General features: G+C 53.8%; 13 protein-coding genes. 2 read left to right on the top strand and 11 right to left on the bottom strand.

The features are described 5' to 3' along the window. Positions 1-48: 48 nt before the first annotated feature. Both AACZ40_RS15740 and AACZ40_RS15735 read left to right on the top strand, forming a co-directional pair. The gene (locus tag AACZ40_RS15740) at positions 49-1,173 is read left to right on the top strand and encodes a saccharopine dehydrogenase C-terminal domain-containing protein (RefSeq protein ID WP_291171046.1); all 1,125 of its coding nucleotides are present in this window, start codon (positions 49-51) and stop codon (positions 1,171-1,173) included. Positions 1,174-1,180: 7 nt separating this feature from the next. Continuing rightward, on the top strand, positions 1,181-2,719 hold the full coding sequence (locus tag AACZ40_RS15735; RefSeq protein WP_291171040.1) for an aldehyde dehydrogenase family protein: 1,539 nt from the start codon (positions 1,181-1,183) through the stop codon (positions 2,717-2,719). 23 nt (positions 2,720-2,742) lie between these two features. Here the strand turns inward: AACZ40_RS15735 and AACZ40_RS15730 are convergent, their stop codons facing one another. The 11 genes from AACZ40_RS15730 to AACZ40_RS15680 all read right to left on the bottom strand — a co-directional run. Further along, on the bottom strand, positions 2,743-3,165 hold the full coding sequence (locus tag AACZ40_RS15730) for a carboxypeptidase-like regulatory domain-containing protein (RefSeq protein WP_291171038.1): 423 nt from the start codon (positions 3,163-3,165) through the stop codon (positions 2,743-2,745). Between the two features lie 137 nt (positions 3,166-3,302). Continuing rightward, the gene (locus AACZ40_RS15725; protein WP_291171035.1) at positions 3,303-4,277 is read right to left on the bottom strand and encodes a DUF1559 domain-containing protein; all 975 of its coding nucleotides are present in this window, start codon (positions 4,275-4,277) and stop codon (positions 3,303-3,305) included. 100 nt (positions 4,278-4,377) lie between these two features. Then, positions 4,378-5,700, bottom strand: coding sequence for a FecR domain-containing protein (locus AACZ40_RS15720; RefSeq protein WP_291171033.1), 1,323 nt, complete (start codon positions 5,698-5,700; stop codon positions 4,378-4,380). After that, positions 5,697-6,212 (bottom strand): sigma-70 family RNA polymerase sigma factor, encoded by a 516-nt coding sequence (locus tag AACZ40_RS15715; protein WP_291171031.1) that lies wholly within the window; start codon positions 6,210-6,212, stop codon positions 5,697-5,699. The genes AACZ40_RS15720 and AACZ40_RS15715 overlap by 4 nt, the downstream gene beginning before the upstream one ends. Before the next feature lie 560 nt (positions 6,213-6,772). Next, the gene (locus AACZ40_RS15710) at positions 6,773-8,224 is read right to left on the bottom strand and encodes a DUF1501 domain-containing protein (protein ID WP_291171030.1); all 1,452 of its coding nucleotides are present in this window, start codon (positions 8,222-8,224) and stop codon (positions 6,773-6,775) included. A gap of 14 nt (positions 8,225-8,238) precedes the next feature. After that, entirely contained in the window at positions 8,239-11,271 is a 3,033-nt protein-coding gene (locus AACZ40_RS15705; protein WP_291171026.1) for a PSD1 and planctomycete cytochrome C domain-containing protein, read from the bottom strand. 284 nt (positions 11,272-11,555) lie between these two features. Then, complete coding sequence (locus AACZ40_RS15700; protein ID WP_291171024.1) at positions 11,556-13,289, bottom strand: FecR domain-containing protein; 1,734 nt, start codon at positions 13,287-13,289, stop codon at positions 11,556-11,558. Continuing rightward, positions 13,289-13,816, bottom strand: a complete 528-nt coding sequence (locus AACZ40_RS15695; RefSeq protein ID WP_291171022.1) for a sigma-70 family RNA polymerase sigma factor — start codon at positions 13,814-13,816, stop codon at positions 13,289-13,291. The genes AACZ40_RS15700 and AACZ40_RS15695 overlap by 1 nt, the downstream gene beginning before the upstream one ends. Positions 13,817-14,137: 321 nt before the next feature. Continuing rightward, on the bottom strand, positions 14,138-16,507 hold the full coding sequence (locus AACZ40_RS15690; RefSeq protein ID WP_291171020.1) for an SGNH/GDSL hydrolase family protein: 2,370 nt from the start codon (positions 16,505-16,507) through the stop codon (positions 14,138-14,140). Positions 16,508-16,833: 326 nt separating this feature from the next. Beyond that, a complete protein-coding gene (locus AACZ40_RS15685; RefSeq protein ID WP_291171018.1) occupies positions 16,834-17,700 on the bottom strand; it encodes an alpha/beta hydrolase-fold protein in 867 nt (288 codons plus the stop codon). Positions 17,701-17,973: 273 nt separating this feature from the next. Then, the coding region (locus AACZ40_RS15680) for an FAD-dependent oxidoreductase (protein ID WP_339674953.1) at positions 17,974-18,804 on the bottom strand (831 nt) is incomplete at its 5' end.

Genomic DNA, 18,804 nt, shown 5'->3' with positions numbered 1-18,804 from the left:
GTCTCTCGACGATTTTTCACTTTTGAGTCACTGACAGGAGGACCCGACATGACGCAGACCATCTTATTAATCGGCGCAGGAAAAATCGGTCGCATGATTGCCTGCCTCCTGGATGCCAGCGGTGACTATCAATTGCGGATTGCAGACCAGTTCCCTGCCGCATTGGAACGCATCCAGAAACGTCTGCCCGAGGTGGAAACGCGTACGCTGAACGCCGATTCGCATGCTGAACTCCTGCAACTGATGCAGGGTTGCACCGCTGTCATTTCTGCGCTCAGTTTTCGTGAAAACCCTGGGGTCGCCCGCGCTGCGCTGGAGGCGGGTATCAACTACTTTGATCTGACCGAAGACCGCCAGACCACCGCCGCCGTCAAGGAAATTGCCGCAGATGCTGCCCCTGGTCAGGTCTTCCTGCCCCAGTCCGGGCTGGCACCTGGCTTTGTCACCATTGTCACGAAACATGTCATGGAATGGTTCGACGAAATCGACACCGTGCGGATGCGCGTGGGTGCCTTGCCCCAGCATCCCACGAACTCGCTGGCGTACAACCTGACCTGGTCGACAGATGGCCTGATCAACGAATACTGTAACCCCTGCGAAGTCATCCATTCGCATCACATCAAAAACCATCTTCCCCTGGAGGGACTGGAACAGTTTACGCTTGATGGCAATGTCTACGAAGCCTTCAACACGTCAGGCGGGCTGGGCACACTGTGTGAGACGATGCATGGTCAGGTTCGCGAACTCAATTATAAAACGATCCGTTATCCCGGCCATCACATGTTGATGAAGTTTCTGCTGCAGGACCTGAGACTCTCAGAACGCCGCGCCCTGCTCAAGGATGTGATGGAACATGCGATTCCGGTCACCTTCCAGGATGTCGTGGTCGTGTTCTGTACCGTACGGGGCACCCGGAATGGACAGTTCGTCGAAAAAAGCGATTTGCGAAAACTGTACGCGAAAGAAATCAACGGCGAGATCTGGAGCGCCATTCAGCTCACCACGGGAGCCGGCATTTGCGCCGTCGTCGATCTGGTTCAGCAAAACAGCCTTACAGGCCAGGGACTGATTCGACAGGAAGAAATCCCCTTCGAGCAGTTCATCACCAACCGGTTTGGCCAGTTCTATGAATCAGAAACATTTGGACTCGAAGCATTGAATTCAGACAGGTAAGGACATCATGACGCATCCCATTCAGGAAGTTCTAAAACGTATCGGCGTTTCGGATCAGCCGGCAGCAGTCGCGCTCGGCAATACCTTGCAGGCCGGCAGTGGAGAGCCGTTGACAGCAGTCTCTCCCATCGACGGTTCGACACTGGTCAGCCTGCCACAGGCCACCCGCGGCGATGTCAACCTGGCCGTTAAAACCAGCAAAAACGCCTTTCTACAATGGCGCCAGGTCCCCGCGCCCCGGCGGGGTGAATTTGTGCGTCTGCTCGGGGAAGCATTTCGGAGACACAAAGCCGATCTCGCCGCCATCGTCAGCTGGGAAGCCGGCAAGATCACCCAGGAAGCCTTGGGGGAAGTGCAGGAGATGATCGACATCTGCGATTTCGCCGTCGGTCTTTCTCGTCAACTCTATGGCAAAACTATCGCCAGCGAACGACCAGGGCACCGCCTGATGGAACAGTGGCAGCCCCTTGGCCCTATCGGCGTCATCAGTGCGTTCAATTTTCCCGTCGCGGTCTGGTCCTGGAACGCCATGCTCGCGTTTATCTGCGGCGATACCGTCGTCTGGAAACCGTCTGAAAAAACACCCCTCTGCGCAATCGCCTGTCAGCAGATCGTCAATCAGGTTGCCCTCCAGTTTCCCGAAACACCTGATGGCATTTCAAGTCTGTTGATTGGCGGCGCAGAGGTCGGCCAGGCCCTCGCCGAACACCAGGATCTCCCCCTCATTTCTGCCACCGGTTCGATTCCCATGGGACGCGCTGTTGCAGAAACGGTCGCGCGTCGCCTGGGGCGCAGTCTGCTGGAACTGGGCGGTAACAACGCAATGATCGTCACCGAATCTGCCGACCTCGAAATGACAGTTCGCTCTGCACTGTTCTCAGCCGTCGGTACCTGCGGTCAACGCTGCACAAGCCTGCGTCGTTTAATCGTCCATGAAAGCATCGCTGAGAAACTCCTCACCTCATTGAAGAAAGCCTACCGGAAATTGCCCATCGGCAATCCCCTGGAAGAAGGAACCCTGGTCGGCCCGCTCGTTGATCAGCGGGCGCTGGACTCGATGCAACAGGCCCTCCGCACTGCTGAGGAACAGGGGGGCACAGTGCATTTCGGCAACCCCATTCTGGCAGACATCCCCGCGGGCGGCTCTTACGTGCATCCCGCGATTGTCGAGATGCCCGGTCAGACGGAGATCGTGCAGCAGGAAACCTTCGCTCCCATCCTGTATGTCATGCGTTATCAGAATCTGGAAGACGCCATCCAGATGCACAACGCAGTCCCGCAGGGGCTTTCTTCTGCCATTATGACGAATGATATCCGTCAGGCGGAACTGTTCCTCTCTCCCACAGGCTCCGACTGCGGCATCGCGAATGTCAACGTCGGGCCCAGTGGGGCAGAGATCGGCGGCGCGTTCGGCGGTGAGAAAGAGACCGGCGGCGGTCGCGAGTCCGGCTCCGATGCCTGGAAAGCCTACATGCGCCGCGCCACGAATACGATCAACTACTCCACCGAACTCCCCCTGGCACAGGGCATCAAGTTCGATCTGTAACACAGACTCCCGATGGCATTCATCTATTTTGATTTCAGATCGAAGGAGATTTCATTCCCCCCGGGTTCAACGGTTGCCGTCAATTCACTTTTCGAATGATATTTCGCGGGCAACAGTTCCGGCGAAGCTTTCACGTTGGAATCACTGGGGTGATCGAATTCCCGATACGTCGTGATAATCACCTGATGTGATCCCAGTTCTGCACCCATGGTATCCTGATTGAAATGCAGATCGTACTTCCCTTCCGCATCAGTCTGTCCGTTGGAGGGTCGCCCATCAGTCGGCTGAAAGACAATCGTTGCATAAGGCAGAGGATTGCCGTCCAATGTCACAGTTCCGCTTACCGGCGCGACGTCGGGCATATCCTGGGGAGCCGATGAGCAACCTGCAAACAACAGACTGACCAGGCAAAGACACTTCCAGCGGGAAGTTAAAAAACAGTTCATCGGTAACGGTCCTTTGAGAAATCAGTCTGCGAATGCAACCAGCACCGCAGTCAGCATATTTTTGAATAACGGTCGCAACCCCGGCTCTCACGTAGAAAGTCCGGGATTGGCCGTGAATAGAAACAGGAAAAACCAGATTAGAAATCGCCTAAGATCTCGCCTCCCTTGGCAGAAGCCAGCGCATTCAGCACAGAGTTCTGATCCACATTTTCACTGACGAATCGAACCGCGCCATCCACCAGGAGCAGATGCGCACCGCCCACGTGTGAGCTGCCAGCACCATTTCGACCTACACCGGAAATGGGTGTATCAGCAACGATATTATTGATACCGGTATTGGTGCCATAGATATCAATCCAGTAGATGTAGGTGTAAGCATTCCAGTACGGACCGGTCCAGGCTTCAGCGGTTTTCTTCTGAAACGGCGCTTCCACCATCGCTGCGGTATTGCTGGTTCCATCAATCACATCACGAATACGGGCTGCACCATTGGGTCCCCAGATTCCCTTCGCAATATTCGTGTCTGCTTCCCAGTTTTTGTTCCAGGAACCGTCATTCTGATGTGAGACTAATCCATAACTGGTTCGATAGGCACCGATGGCCTGGGAAAACGCATGGTTGGCTGTTCCCTTCGATGGACCGGCATCTGAGGGACAGACAAAGACAGGCACCTGTGAACTCACCACAGAAAGCTGATCTGTCGTCGGCTGCGTTGCCGAACAACCTGAAGCACTGGTGTAATATGAAGTTCCACTGGGCAAAGAGAAATTATATTTGTTGTATAACGCGGTCTGCTCAATGTAAGGCAACATCATCTGGTAAGCCGTATGGTTCAGAATTGTACGGGAGGCAACCGTGGGCATCAGCGTGGTGCAGTTGGTAGAAGGAGCAATTGCCCCGGGAGGGAAAACGCGGAATGTTTCGTGGTAATTATGCATCGCCAGCCCGAGCTGTTTCAGATTATTCTTACACGTACTCCGTCGCGCCGCTTCCCTTGCCTGTTGCACTGCCGGGAGCAATAAGGCAATCAGGATCGCAATAATGGCAATTACTACCAGTAATTCAATCAGCGTAAAACCGTTTCGCTTTTGTATCGGACGTTCTAAATTCATAATATCACCACTTTCAATATCAGAAGAAAAATAAATATCGCAAAGCCATTCATTAATAAATATGAATGCCAGCCAGAATTTCCATTGATAGAAATTCAGACTATTCCGGCTTACGAATTAAATAAGACCCCGTAATCGCATAATCTCCACTGTTTGCATTCTTCTCAAACCAGTCCGGAAGGACTTTGATATCGCTTGCCTGGTATCCACTCGCGATGCCATGAATGGCATCAAAGGTTTGCGAAAAATAAGTAATGTTTTTCCTGTTGGAACTGCCATCCGCATCCGCTTCTTCAATACGCGCCAGTAACAGATCGGTAGAATCCGGCTCGAACGGTATGGCCCGCTCATTGCCCTGCAGCAACCACCGCTGAGCGGTTTCGTCAAAATGGACCATCCATAGATGCTGCGCCACTCCATCCCATTCCGGCAATCGAGTCTCGCGCGCGTCCAGTCGCGCTTTCAGCGGAATTTTTGAATACAGGAGATATCGAATTCCCCGGTAATCATCGATTCCAAAGATGCTCTGTCGGGAATCATCAATCATGACCATGCCAGGCAGAAGCGTTTGTCTTTTTACCTGCAATGCCGCATAAAACTGACGAGAAAGTTTTTCAGCCGCCTCCCACTTTTTACTGCCTGCCACGCAGCGCATGGTTTTTCCCGCGGGAAGAACTGCTTTCCCGCCCTGCAGATCATGCAGCTCGATTTCGCCTTGAAACACCTGCACTCCGGCGTCTCCCGAAGGTTCGATCTCGACACCAAACAGGGTCCCCAGATCAACCACTGCCCCTCCAGGAGTCTGGACGATGAATCCCTTACCTGCCGGAGTAGACACTCTGGCAATCAGCTTTCCTGCGGAGATATGTATTTCATTTTCCCCTGAAATTTCAAAGGTGGCAGGAGCGGTTATGAAAACTTTCGTCCCCGTTACAAACAAGAGTTCCAGTTCTCCCTGCTCCAGGATGTAAGGCACTTCCGTTTTTAACTGACTGCCAATCCCCAGGGGAATCTGGTCACGGGTCTCTGCCTGGGCGACATGGGTCACTGTCGCATAACCGGGAGCATCCTGTTTCAGGACCAGGAAACAGATCGCTATTACTAATGCAACTGCCAGTCCCCCAGACAGGAAGTAGGTTCCTCTGGCAGGCTGCCTGCCTGTTGCTACAAGTTCATTCAACAGCTCTCGATCCGAAATGTGATTCTGATTTTTGATCGAGAAGGTATTTTTCAGGCTTTGTTCCAGCCTGGCATGAGTCGACAGGAACTCGATATAAAAATCTCGCGCCGATTCATCTACTTCAAGCGTGTACTGTAATTGAGCAAACTGTTCCTCTGTAATTCGACTGTCCAGATGGAGTGAAATCAGTTTCCCCAGTTCATCTCCCTGAAGCGCCTGCTGCTCCTGCGCGGAATCACTCATATCTGTTTCTCCAGTTTGAGTGATTTATTGACACAGTCCATCAAAGTCAATCGGACACGATACAACAAAGCGGCCGTGGCGTTGTAGGTCCTTCCCCATAGACTGGCGAGTTCCTCCAGCGGGAGATCCTGCTCGTAACGCTGCCTCAACAGCTTCTGCTTGTCGTCGGGCAACTGCTCAATACATTGAAACAGGAAGTCAAGACGTCGATCGTATTCCTGATTTCTGGATAACGTTTTTTGAGAGATCTCTCGCAACCGCTCTACGCTGAACAGCATCGGCTCCCGCTGTCTGTCACGATGAAAAGACAGGACCTTGAAAAAAGCGATCTTTGAAGCCCAGGCAGAAAACGAGGTCCCCGGCGTATAATCAGAGACTTTTTCCAGAATACTTTTATTGGTTTCCTGCAGAAGATCGCGCGCAATATCACTGTTACCAGTCAACGACAAAATATAACTGTAAAGTTGTCCCTGGCACTCTGTGACATTTAATATAAATTCTTCTGTAATCATAACTTACAACGCCATCTCCTGAGGCATGGATAAATGGGCGAAATAATGGCCTAAGGTCTAATTCCGGAACCGGCCGCTGTTTGACGTTTTTTTTTCGTGATAACAGGGTGAATTTTAAAAAAAGGAACCGGCACAGATATAACGGGGACGGTACCTGTATCGTATACAGTTCGTCCTGCGAAGAGGTCGCAAATCTGGCGACTGACTGGAAATCAAGAAGGCAGGCAGAGAGGTGAGACCAATTCGCCCCGGACTGTGTCCCGTTTTACTGTAGCGTCTCCAGGGCAAAAGGAACCGGGGCTAATTAAGCGACGCTGTGGTGAAATGTGATGCGAATGTGATGCGTTCTCTAGTTCCCAGCTCACGAAATCAATTCACAACAGAGCAACCCTTTTTTTCTCGAATAAAAGAGCTTGAGGTACACCCACGCTCCGCATCGTCTGCTGTGCCACCTCCTGTTGCCTGCGGCAATATCGGATTACATCCGTTACCACCCACTTTCATTCCCTGCAGAAATTTTCGTGCTTTTCGTCGTAGAAATGTTTCGAGATATTCGGAAACTAACCGAATACCTCGCTCACTACTTCCCCGCCCAGCACTGTGGCAATCTCTTTCCGATTGTTATGCCTGTAAAACAGCTTGTGCTGATCCAGCCCCAACGCGTGCAACAGCGTCGCATGCAGATCTGCGGGAGAAACCGGACGTTCCACCGGCGTATAACCCAGCTCATCCGTCTGCCCGATAATCTGTCCTCCCTTCACACCGCCCCCCGCCATCCACATGCAGTATGTGGTGGGCAGATGATCGCGGCCGCGCCGATCTCCTTTGGCAGATCCTTCTGTCGTCGGCGTCCGGCCAAACTCGCCTCCCCAGATCACCAGCGTCTCGTCCAGCAGTCCGCGGTGCTTCAGATCTTTGAGCAATCCCGCGATTGGAACATCCGTGGCCCGCGCCTGCTTCAAGTGATTTCCTTTCAGAGAACCGTGCGCGTCCCAGCCTCCGTTTCGCAACTGCACGACACGCACGCCCCGCTCAACCAGTCGCCGCGCAATCAGGCAATGCCTGCCGAACTCTGCGGTAGGCCTGTCATCCAGACCATATAACTTCGCTGTCTCCGCCGTTTCGCTTTCCAGGTCGAAGACTTCCGGCGCGGACGTCTGCAGGCGAAACCCCAGTTCATAGGAAGCGATTCGCGCTTCCAGTTCCGAATCTTCTCCCAGTTGATTCAGATGTTCCCGGTTCATCCAGCGGATAAAGTCCAGCTGTTCGCGTCGGTTCTCCTGCGAATAACCGGCTGGCATTTTGGTATAGGGAATGCCCCGTTTTCCATCCACCAGCGTCCCCTGAAACCGCGAGGGCAGAAAGCCGGCACCCCAGCCCGGAGTCTGTGGAGCCGGACCGGTGCTGTTCGACAACATGGAAATAAAAGCGGGCAGGTCACGGCTTTCACTGCCCAGTCCATACGTCATCCACGCTCCCAGGCTGGGTCGGTCTCCCACTGCCGAACCGGTCAGCGCAATGCACTCACCCGGCCCATGCACGGGCACGCGATGATTCACCGCGCGCAACAGACACAGCTCATCCACCAGCTCCGCCGTCGCTGGAAACAGATTCGACACGGGAATCCCGCTCTCTCCGTATTTTTGAAACGTAAACGGAGACGCCATCAGTTTTGAACCCAGACCGGCCCGCGGAATATTGGGAACGCGCGCCGCAATGGTTTCAGGAACTGCCTGACCTTCCAGTTTCGTCAGCAGAGGTTTGGGATCGAACGTATCCACCTGGCTCGGCCCTCCCGACATGAACAGGAAGATCACATTCTTCGCTGTCGCCGGAAAGTGACTTTGCCCCGTGTGAACAGACGTGTCATCGTCGGCACACAGCAGCCCCTCTTCTGCCAGCAATGACATCAGCCCCACCGCACCAAAGCCCAGCACACTCTCTTGCAGCATCAATCGCCGACTGGGCTGCGAAAAGGCAACACCGTTTTTATGATTTGCATCAAATAACATTCAGGCCCTCTGATTTAAGGGATATAAACAAACTCATTCAGATTCAGTAACGCATGGCACAACATCGATAACTGCCGCTCTGTGTCTGTCCCTGAACCACTCTGCAGCAGCGATACAGATCGCCCCTGTTCCTCGTGATTCGGCTTGCGACCCAGGACTCTCAGAAACGCCGCTTGCACCTGCAGACTGGCATCGTCGCCTGTTTCTTCAACTATCTTTTTCGCCAGTACCTGCGCCCGGCGGTCCATGAACTGACTGTTCAACATGTATAGAGGCTGCAGCGCCACAGTCGAGACCTGCCGACGCGAGCAGCTGGCAATGCTGTCCGGTGCATCGAACATCGCCATCACCGACGGCATCTCGCTCCGCCGCTGAAACAGATAGATCGTGCGTCGCAGATCCTCTTCTTCCCGCTCCTGAGGTACACTCGGTCCGCCCAGATCACGTTTCAATTCTCCCGTGGAACACAGGATCGAATCGCGAATCGCTTCTGCTTCCAGCCGTCGACGCGGCCAGCTCCACAGATACTGGTTCTCGGGGTCTTTTACAAAGTTCGCTTCATCAAATGTACGAGCCTGTCGATAGGTTGACGACAGCACAATCAGTCGATGGATGTGTTTCGTACTCCAGCCCTGCTCCATCAGTTCCATTGCCAGCCAGTCCAGCAACTCGGGATGTGATGGCGGCTCTCCCTGCACGCCGAAATCACTGGGCGTCGATACCAGCCCCCGTCCGAAGTGATACTGCCACAACCGATTCACCCACACGCGCGAGACCAGGGGATTCTTCCGGTCGCTCATCCATTCTGCCAGCGCCGTCCGTGAGAGTTGATCGGAATCAGCAGTCGTCGCGCCCAAAACAGCGGGCCAGCCTTTGCCCACTTCCAGACCCGGTTTATGTACATCGCCGCGAATCAGAATCTGTGACTTCATCTGCTTCAACCGTTCCGCGGAATACGGAATCGGATCGCGGTTCACCACCGGCAGCCGCTCAATTTTGTCATGCCCCGTCAACGGAGAAAAGTAGCCCCACGTGTGGGGCTGCCTTGTATGCGCAAACCGTTTCCGGTTGATCAGCTTTTTCGCTTCCCGCTGATAAAAATCAAACGTCCCTTTTGTCATCCACGACTTCAAATCCGTCGGGTTGGGAAGTTCATCTCCCTGGAGAGACAGGTTCCCGAGCTGGCCATTCACGAAAAATCCCTGCAGCCGATAGTAGTCCCGCTGTGTTAATGGATCGAACTTATGATTATGACATTGTGCGCACTCCAAGGTGAGTCCCAACAGTGCACTGCTCGTTACATTGACAATATCCACCAGCACGTCATTCCGCTGCGCTGCTTTGTCCATCTGATTGCCGCTGATCCGGGCCGATGCCAGAAAACCGGTTGCGATCACATGCTCGTCGGAATAAGGAGTCAGTTCATCGCCCGCCAGTTGCTCTTTGAGGAACTGATCATAAGGCTTGTCGGCGTTGAAACTCTCGATCACGTAATCGCGATACCGCCACGCATAGGGTCGAGGCAGATCATGTTGATAGCCGTGACTTTCTGCCCAGCGGGTCAGGTCCAGCCAGTACCGCGCCCAGCGCTCGCCATAATGTTTCGACGCCAGCAGACGCTCCACCAGCTTTTCATAGACGCGCGGATCACGATCATTCTCAAACGCTTCCACCTCCGCCACTGTGGGCGGCAGACCCGTCAGATCCAGGGACAGCCGCCGAATCAGCGTCGCCTTGTCTGCTTCCTCAGCCGGTGTGATCCCCTGCTGCTTCCAGGCACGGGTGATGAACGCATCCACGGGCGTCCGCAGCGGCTTCGGCCCTGTTACTTCTGGTATCTGCGGTCGTTTAATGGTCTGAAATGCCCAGTGATCCGACTCCGTACGCGGCGTCGGCAGCACGGCAAAATCCCACTTTGCTCCCTGGTCGATCCACGCACGCAACAGCGCGATCTCTTTTTTCGTGAGCGCTGCCGCTGAATCAGCGGGCGGCATCCGCTCCTCTGCGATCTGTGAACTCACCAGTTCAATCAGTTTACTCTGCTTACTTTCTCCCGGCACAATCAGTTTTTCGCCCGTACTGAAACCCAGCAGTTCATCGTACACATCCAGACGATATCCCGAATCCGGATTCGTCCCGGCATGACAGTGGAAACAGTTTTGCTTGAGCAACGGAACAATCTCGTCTTTAAAATGCACCGGTTTATGCCACGCGGTCTGCGGCTGTGAACCAGCGGTCGGAATCTGTTCTGGCGAGACATCCAGTACATCGCTCCACGTACGACTCAATACCAGGTCGCTGACATAAATCCGGTCTTCCAGTTCCGTTTTGTTTCCGGTTGCAAAACCAACCCACCGCACACCATTCACACTCTGCGGATTTACCGTCGTTGCCACCGGCGCTTCCCGATCACCGGGTTTGGGATCCACCCACAAATCAAACCGTGTGAATCCAGCTCGCAACGATTTCTCGGGCTTCGACAATCGCCCCACGATCAGGTAATCCCGATCACGCTGCAGTTCCACTGAACTCCAGGCCGTCTTCTGCGCACCGATCCGCACCATGAAAACCACCTTCCCCTTCTGTGGTCCACTGGAGGCGATGTGCACACCAATGTTTGGAGTATGGTTTGCATGCACGGCTTGATCAGAGCCTTCATAGCGATCCAGCCAGAAGACGAAGAACTCTCCTTCATCTTGTGGTTTCTGATCGGCGGCATAGCGGAAACGAAACCGTAGAAACAGTTCCTGATTCTGATACGTCTCCTGCAGTTCCCGCCGCAACGGATTATTTCGATCTAATGATCCCTGAATCAACGCTTCATGCTGAACTGCCCGCTGATTCCCCTCTGATGTCTTTTGTTTCGCTTTGACAAACAGCGCCGGTTGCCTCCGGGAAAGAATCCAGCCCCCGTTCCAGCCAAAGCCCTTCTGGTCTTTTTTGACAGTATCCACACGTTGATTCACCAGCCCCTGTGCGAGGCGCGGGACCTCTTCTGCAAACGACTGTGTGGGACAGAACAGCAGCCCGCTAACCAATAGTGCCATTATCAGCTGCCTGAATATTTTGACCGATGTCTGAGCCCGATACATCATCCTGCTTTCATTTTTATAAAACGTGAATATCTGCCAGGTAGCGTTTATTTAATGGTTTTAAATGTGATTCTCTGACCAGCAACCTTACCCTGGTCGGTTTTAACCGCGGCTAACGCCGTGCGGCTGATCTTGTTTCAGGTACTTTGCCAGTTGAAATGACTTATTAGCCGAAGGGCGTTAGCCCCGGTTCCTCCGATTTGCATAAACGCATTCTAATTAAAAAATACTACCAGGCATTACTCTGATGGTTGCGTCACTGATTCATAAGAATCACCAATCACCAGCCGATCGATACAGAGAGAGTCGGTCACTTCCGTGTACTGTCCGATCCGTAGCCCCAGAGAGTGAATCGAGTTCAGCAGCTTCGCCCCCGTGGCTCGCTTCACCACCACATCCGGCTGCCCGCTCCGATCGTCCACAGGATTCACCCAGAAGTCCAGCCGATTGAAACTGCTTGAGTCCTCTTTCGAAACGTGCCCCACCAGCAGAAAGGTCTCTCCATCAACGGGTCCTGAGAAAAAGCCTTCCTGATTCACATCAAAACGGGCAAAGAACTGTTTCTCTTTCAGTCCGAAATTCGGCACACGTGAATGACTGGCCCCCTTGCCGCCCGGCGAATCGTCAAACCACAGAGCAAAGAAGTCGTTCTCGTCCAGTCCCTCATAGTTCACAAGAATGCTGAAATAAAAATCATCGGCGAGCGGCGTTTCCAGTTTGCGAATTATCCGATGTGCCAGCGCCGGATAAGCGTGATGATGCCCGCGCGACTGCAACACCATCGGCCCTGCTTCCAGTTCGCCCCACTCCATTATCTGTTCGGGTACCACCAGTCGGGTAAAATTCGCATCGGCCCACCAGCCCTCATGGCTGAAGCCCACGCCCCCCGTCTGCCCTGACAGCGAAGTCGCCGGATACTCAAATGCCTCGCCTGCCAGAATGCCTTTCGGCAACGCGGTCTGCATCTGAATCAACGCATACACATTCCGAGGCTCTTCGCTATCAAAAGGGATCGCTTCCACCGGTGGATAGAAGCCTGATTTCGCTGCCGTCAGCTGTTCGAGCGTCGGCACATCAGCAAATTTGGCGGGCGTCAGTCGGATCGCAGCTCCCAGTTCATTCTGTCGGGAGAACAGTACCGCCTGACTCGCTTTCAGATTCAGCATCTTTGCGGCGGACTGCGGTTTGACATCCACCTCCCCTTCAAACACATGGACCTCCGCTTTACCCAGCGGATCAACAACCGTGCCGAACCGCGTTCCCTGGTCGACGATCTGAATCTTGGGAGTATCCACGGTGAATCCCTGTGCTTCGTCAGGAACATAAGCAGCCAGCTTGCCATAGTTCAGCTTCGCATTCAGCGGCGAACACAGTTCGATTTGCGCCGGACCTTCCAGCACGATGCCGGCACCGCTCTCGAAACGAATGCGGCCAATCCCCGATTTCAACCACAGTTTCTTTCCCGCCGCGAACCGGGTTCCATAAGCGATGTCGTCTCCCAGTTCTTCATCTTCCCAGACCGCATCTTCGGTATCCAGCAGCATCCCGACATACTGCAATGCGACCGGTACCGGTTCCGGAATCGCAGCTCTCTGATTTACCGGTTTCACATCCCACCAGCCCGCATTCAGCCACAAAGCGAAACCCACCAGCAGCACGACGGACACCACCGTGACCGACTGCCACAACGAGACGAATCGTCCCGGATCGGTCGCCAATTCTTCCGTGGCGACAGTCGGATAGTCAGTAATTTCCAGGGCTTCAAGGTCGATTCCTTCCGGCACCGCAGCATAGAGTTCCGCTGTCAGCACCGCATCAACCTGGATCTGATTTGTATAATCTTCGATCAGTTCAGGATATTCAGACAGAATCTCGGTCAGCCGCACATCTTCTTCATTCGTCAGGCTATGATCCAGGACCCGACAGGTCAGCGCGGCGAGTTCTTTGCTTATATCTTCGTTTAATGAATTCATCACTGTGCCTCCCGGGCCACCCGCTTTTGAATACATTCCATGAGCGTTTTTCGAATTCGATATAAAGTCATGGAAACCGCATCCGCCGAGCGGCCTGCCTGCGAAGCAATCTGGATCACAGGCATCGCATCACAGTAGCGGCTCTCCACCAGTTGTCGGTGTTCGAGAGGCAGCTTTTCCATGCAATGCATCAGCGCGGCAGTGTGAGCATGTGTCTCCACCGCCCTGCTGGTAGCGACGGCAGCAATCTGTTCCAGCGTCTGTTCGTCTACAGTCGACTGACCGTGATTGCGCACCCGTTTGAAAAATGCCAGTGTCTGCAACTGCGCGATGCGACAGGCCCAGGGAAGAAACGGTCGATCCCGATCATATTCCTGCCGCCTCCGCCAGAGCACGGTATTCGTCTCCTGCAGTACATCATCGACATCGGGAGCCCGACGAATCAGCGCCCTCAACAGTCCCCGCACCGCAGGCTGACATCCGGCAATCAACGCGACATATTCTTCATCCAGATCACAATCCGACAAAACAAAGGCCCTTCTCCGCGGAAACTCCGATCGATTGAATTCGTCCTCTATCAGTTCATTAGATCAACAAGACCTAATCTAACGCAGTTTCTGATAAAAAGATATTTTTTCGACGAGAAGAGGCCCAAAGAATTCACATAAGACATTTTACAACAAACACTTGTAAAAATATCCCTGGGTGGGCTCGAATACAATTCGGGCCGAGCGCAGCGAGCAGGAAACTGCAGCTCAAGAAGAATTTTCACCACAGAGCAACGAAGCAGCGGCAACAATTTTTCGTACTTTTCATGGTAGAAAGAAATTTCGAGCCTTTAGTGGTTCTTACCGCCCGTCATAACCAAACACCCCGATCACACGGACCGACTCTCCTGCTGCCTGTAATCGAATCCGATGCTTCCCGAACGGCAGCCCCAGCACGCCACGACGGTTTTCAATAAAATGGGTCCGATCCTGCGAATCGGTAAACGGCTGATTCGTCGGCTGTGACCAGGCCAGCTTGCCATCCACCTCTGCCACCAGCGTTCCTCCGGCCGAATCATCCAGCCAGACGATCGACAGCTCATCCGCCTCGACGTCAATCTCCAGAGTCTCTCCCGGCTGCAGTTGGAACGCCTGCTCTTCATACGGTGCTCCCCACTTTGATTGGAATTCCTGCACCGTAGAGGCCCCCTGCCAGCCCTTCGCATCCACACCATAGAACCGACGGTTCAATCCCACCTTACAGTCCACGGCAATCAGCCGCGCACTCGAATTCGGAATCTCGATAATGTGCCGATCACCGCGCGCCAGCCGTCCATGCACGAACGTCGAATTCCGCAGATTCGGAACTGTGAAACTGTGGCGGCCATGCCCCGCATTCTCTACCGGCTGACCGTCGATTAGCAACCGCATCATCTCCTGTTTATTATCCGCCCAGAGATTAAACGCCGCGTCTTCCAGGATCATCATTCGCCCGTCTACAATCCGCGGGCTGTCCTTCTCAAAGCGGACCATCTCCCCTTCCCAGTTCCGCGCAAACACATTCATCCGCACGGGGAGTTGCTTTTGGGAAATTCCCGACGGTATATAATCTGCAGAGTTTATCGCCGACAGATAAGGTCCAGAGTAAGGTATTTCAAACACCTGCTCCAGCTGTTTAAACCAGAGATAATGACTGCCGGCGGCAGGATGCCCACCATCGGGAGCCATCGCAAAATAATTGCTGGTCTTTTTCAGATCGAAGATCAACTGCCCCATGTCCACAAATGGAATACCATAATACTCACACAGCTTCTGCATCGGCTCGGTCATCGAATTCGGATGCCCCTTATCCCGAATCCACATGCAGGAGACAAACTCCACACCCGGATAGTGTCGCTGAAACCAACGGATCGCCCCTTCATAGGCGGCAATTTCATCCGGCCGATCAATATGCTCATTGTGACCATGTCCGAAGATCACAAGGTCCGGCCCCGAATATTTCGCATTCGGATAAAACCCGGGAAACCTTTTATGCCACGACCCGTATGGGTACAGCTCCAGCCATGTCTTCCCGGCCGGATGTCCATTGTCATTCGGATTCGGCGGAAGATCCAGTTCTGCGTATGCTTTGAAACCGCTATGCGATTCGCCGATCGACGATCCATCGCAGGCCATCACGTTCAGCAACATCCTGTCGACCGGATAATGAAACTTCCGCAGCAGTTCCCGCCGCAGTCGTCCCGTACACATGAAATAGTGCTGTGACCAGCCCACATAATCCTGCAGATCGGGCCGCCCCAAGCGTTCTGCGATCAGACGTTTCATCACCTCCGGATTACCCGGTCGAGCTTCAATCAACGGTTCCTTATAATGCGGGCTCGCTGGATCTTCATTATAAAAATAGAGCCGCGGATTCGCACTCCCCCTGTCGATGCTCGACCCCAGCGTCAGGATCGAAATCGGCTTTCCCGTAGTCAGCTTCTGCATCGTGCGGGGAATCTTCTGATACAGATCGGGGAGTGCGCGGGACGTGGTCGGTGCTGTCTTCGCGGCAGTTTCCCCTTTGACCAGTGCGGGGGAGTTCACCCAGACCCGCTTGTCAGAATTATTCACAAATTCAACCAGCACGCCTACCACATTGCGAAATGAAGCATCCGATTCGAGCTGCTCTTTAAACCGGGGATCGATCTTGAGTCCGTTCAGCTGCAACTCAAATTCTTTTTCCGTCTCCTGTGACGAAGTCTCCAACTGCGACGATCGGACGAGTTCCCCCCGTCCGTGCTTTGCAAACGTGCGCTTGTCGGGCATCCCGAAGTCCGCCGGCGACCACTGTCCCTCAGAACTTTCAATAAGCATTAGGCAGAGACGCGTCTGGAGTGCCCCGCTCTGTTCCTGATACCCGTTGACCGATAGACTGACAGTATCGCCCGACTTAAGCTCCAGTTCAGGCAGCGTCGCAAACTGCCAGATCCGCTTGCCTGGCAGAATCTCTACCACATTGCTAAACGGCTTGGGCTTCAGTTTTTCGTCTCTGTTCCCTCTCATCACGTCTCCCCAGCGATCGGTATTCCAGCAGAGGATCGATCGACCGGGCTCCGGGTCAGCCGAGTTCCGCAATCCAAACTGGGGATTCTGGAGCAGATTCTGCACTGTCTCCGATTCCTCAGCACAGATAGTAGAAACCAGAGACCAGACAACAACAGACAGCAGTACGTGAATCACATTTTTCACGGCAGGACTCACTGGCAGGGAAATTAAGCTTGGTGATTAATAATGTAAATTTATCATAGCCAGATTCAGAGACGGACCACAAGAACACAACGACGATACAACACAGAAAACAGAATAGGACAAAATAATAGGACAGAATATAGATCAGGGGGTAAGCCCGAATACAATTCGGGCCGAGCGCAGCGAGCAGGAGGTCGCAGCTCACGCTATCGTTTTACAATAGAGCAGACAACTTCTTCGATAATAAGTGAGCTTGAGGCACACGTACTCTCCACATCGTCTACACTGCCACCTCCTATTGCCCGCGGTCGGTGTCGTGGAAACAATTACTGCCCTGCAGCCAGCACGCGCTTCGTATGCGCCAGCACCAGCGGTATCGCTGCCCTCACTACCGGGAATGTGTGCCCGCCTTTGAGTTCCACATACTCGTGAGGCAGTTTCAGCTCAACCAGCCGGTCGCGAAAATGTTCATTCATCGTGCGGTCAAAGGCATTATCAGCCGTGATGATCAGTACCGATGCCCCGCGTAGCTTTTCCGTGTCATGGAGCGGATTAAACTTTCTCCACACTGCTTCATCTGCACCGAAACGATCAAGGGGCACTTTGTAAGACTGCCCTTCCGGTAATCCCGTGCGCGGAAAATCGAGCAGACCGATGATTGAACTCACCGCGGCAAACCGCCCGGGATGCCGTTCAGCAAAACGCACGCAGCCAAAGCCCCCCATCGACCAACCGGCAATCGCCCACTGTTTTTGTGATGTCGGCAGTTCATACTGTTGAGAGACCATCGCCAGCACCTCTTCCAGATACGTTTCATACACATCCTGCTTGCGCAGCGGCGAATTGATGTACCAGCCATCATCGCCGTCCGGCAGAATGATAAACAGTCCCGAATCGAGCAACTGCTGGCGGACCAGCTTGTCATCAATCAGCGATCGCTCATGCCGCCCGCGCCCATGCAGGATGACCAGCGTCCGTCGCTCTGCAGGTTTGATCGATGACCACTCTGCAGGCAACACGACGACCGCCCGCTTCCGTTTTTTCAAACTCGCACTTTCAAACGAAACCGCAACAATCCGCGGAAAGAGTTCCTCAGTTACCAACTCAGCAGCACTCACCACAGAGGCAGACAGCGACAGCCCCACCATCAGGCCAGCACTCATCAGATTGTTCAAAAACCGTTTCGAAAACATCTCACTTCCCAAACAGTATCAACATTATGGGTAAACAACATGGGCAAACATCATTGGTAAACATCATGGGTGGGCCCGAATGCAATTCGGGCCGAGCGTAGCGAGCAGGAGGTCGCAGCTCAAATTAACAATTCACAACACAGCAACCTACTCTAATAATTCAAACAAAATGGGGCACGCTCATTCCTCACGCAGCACTCACTCTGCCACCTCCTGTTGCCTGCGGCAATACCGGATTACATCCGGTATCACCCTTCATTTTCCAATCGCCCATTAATACACCCGAACTTCACACACCCGCGCCTGATCTTCACCGTTCGTAGCAGTCACAATAATTCGCAACCTCTTCACGCTCATCTCCGATTCCAGACGATGCACGCGCCGCCGCTGGTAATTTCCCGTGACGTTAACCACCTGTTGCCAGCCAGAGCCATCGTGCACTTCAATCTGATAATCCCGCACCGTTTCCGGCTGAGGCCTGCCCCACAGCATTTTCCCGGTATAACCATCATGATGGCTCAACGTCAGATGACGATGCAGGCCCGAATCGAAAATCAGCTGGATCACATTCACGCTCATCGGCGTTTCCCATTCCAGCAGCAGCGTCGCAGGCAAACCTGCTGCTGGATCGGACATCCAGCGGTGTCCGCCGGGAAACGCACGCCCCTCCGGTGCGCCGGCTGAACCGTGCACACTCCGCGTCTGACCCGAAATCACTCTGGTCGCTTCAAATCCAGCCTGCTCGCTGCTGGCTGTGATTCGTGCGGAACGGGCACCGTCGGTTGTATCTTCATTTCGAATTCCCACCAGATACGTATCATCCTTCAACAACTGCTGCTGAATCTGTGACATGATTTGCGGATTCGTACTCAGTTCAGTCGGCTCCTGCCGCTGTTGAATCGCCAGCGCTGCCGCCGTCCCGACTCCCTGCCCGATCGCCGCACACGTCGCCATGACCCGCGTGGATGAGAACGCCACATGCGTCGCAGAAATATTCCGACCGGCAAACATCAGGTTCTTACGGTTCACCGAAACACAGGCCGACAGGGGGACGTTATACAAATGCGGGACCGGATGCTGTGTGCAGGGCTCCAGCCCGGGCGC

The organism is uncultured Gimesia sp., from assembly GCF_963972345.1.
In the GTDB taxonomy this organism is placed as follows: Bacteria; Planctomycetota; Planctomycetia; order Planctomycetales; family Planctomycetaceae; genus Gimesia.
This window is presented reverse-complemented; position numbering and strand designations above follow the sequence as displayed.

Excerpts from the sequence above, each read along its gene's own strand:
- AACZ40_RS15740 (WP_291171046.1), top strand. The coding sequence starts at position 49 with ATGACGCAGACCATCTTATTAATCGGCGCAGGAAAAATCGGTCGCATG.
- AACZ40_RS15735 (WP_291171040.1), top strand. The coding sequence starts at position 1,181 with ATGACGCATCCCATTCAGGAAGTTCTAAAACGTATCGGCGTTTCGGAT.
- AACZ40_RS15730 (WP_291171038.1), bottom strand. The coding sequence starts at position 3,165 with ATGAACTGTTTTTTAACTTCCCGCTGGAAGTGTCTTTGCCTGGTCAGT.
- AACZ40_RS15725 (WP_291171035.1), bottom strand. The coding sequence starts at position 4,277 with ATGAATTTAGAACGTCCGATACAAAAGCGAAACGGTTTTACGCTGATT.
- AACZ40_RS15720 (WP_291171033.1), bottom strand. The coding sequence starts at position 5,700 with ATGAGTGATTCCGCGCAGGAGCAGCAGGCGCTTCAGGGAGATGAACTG.
- AACZ40_RS15715 (WP_291171031.1), bottom strand. The coding sequence starts at position 6,212 with ATGATTACAGAAGAATTTATATTAAATGTCACAGAGTGCCAGGGACAA.
- AACZ40_RS15710 (WP_291171030.1), bottom strand. The coding sequence starts at position 8,224 with ATGTTATTTGATGCAAATCATAAAAACGGTGTTGCCTTTTCGCAGCCC.
- AACZ40_RS15705 (WP_291171026.1), bottom strand. The coding sequence starts at position 11,271 with ATGGCACTATTGGTTAGCGGGCTGCTGTTCTGTCCCACACAGTCGTTT.
- AACZ40_RS15700 (WP_291171024.1), bottom strand. The coding sequence starts at position 13,289 with ATGAATTCATTAAACGAAGATATAAGCAAAGAACTCGCCGCGCTGACC.
- AACZ40_RS15685 (WP_291171018.1), bottom strand. The coding sequence starts at position 17,700 with ATGTTTTCGAAACGGTTTTTGAACAATCTGATGAGTGCTGGCCTGATG.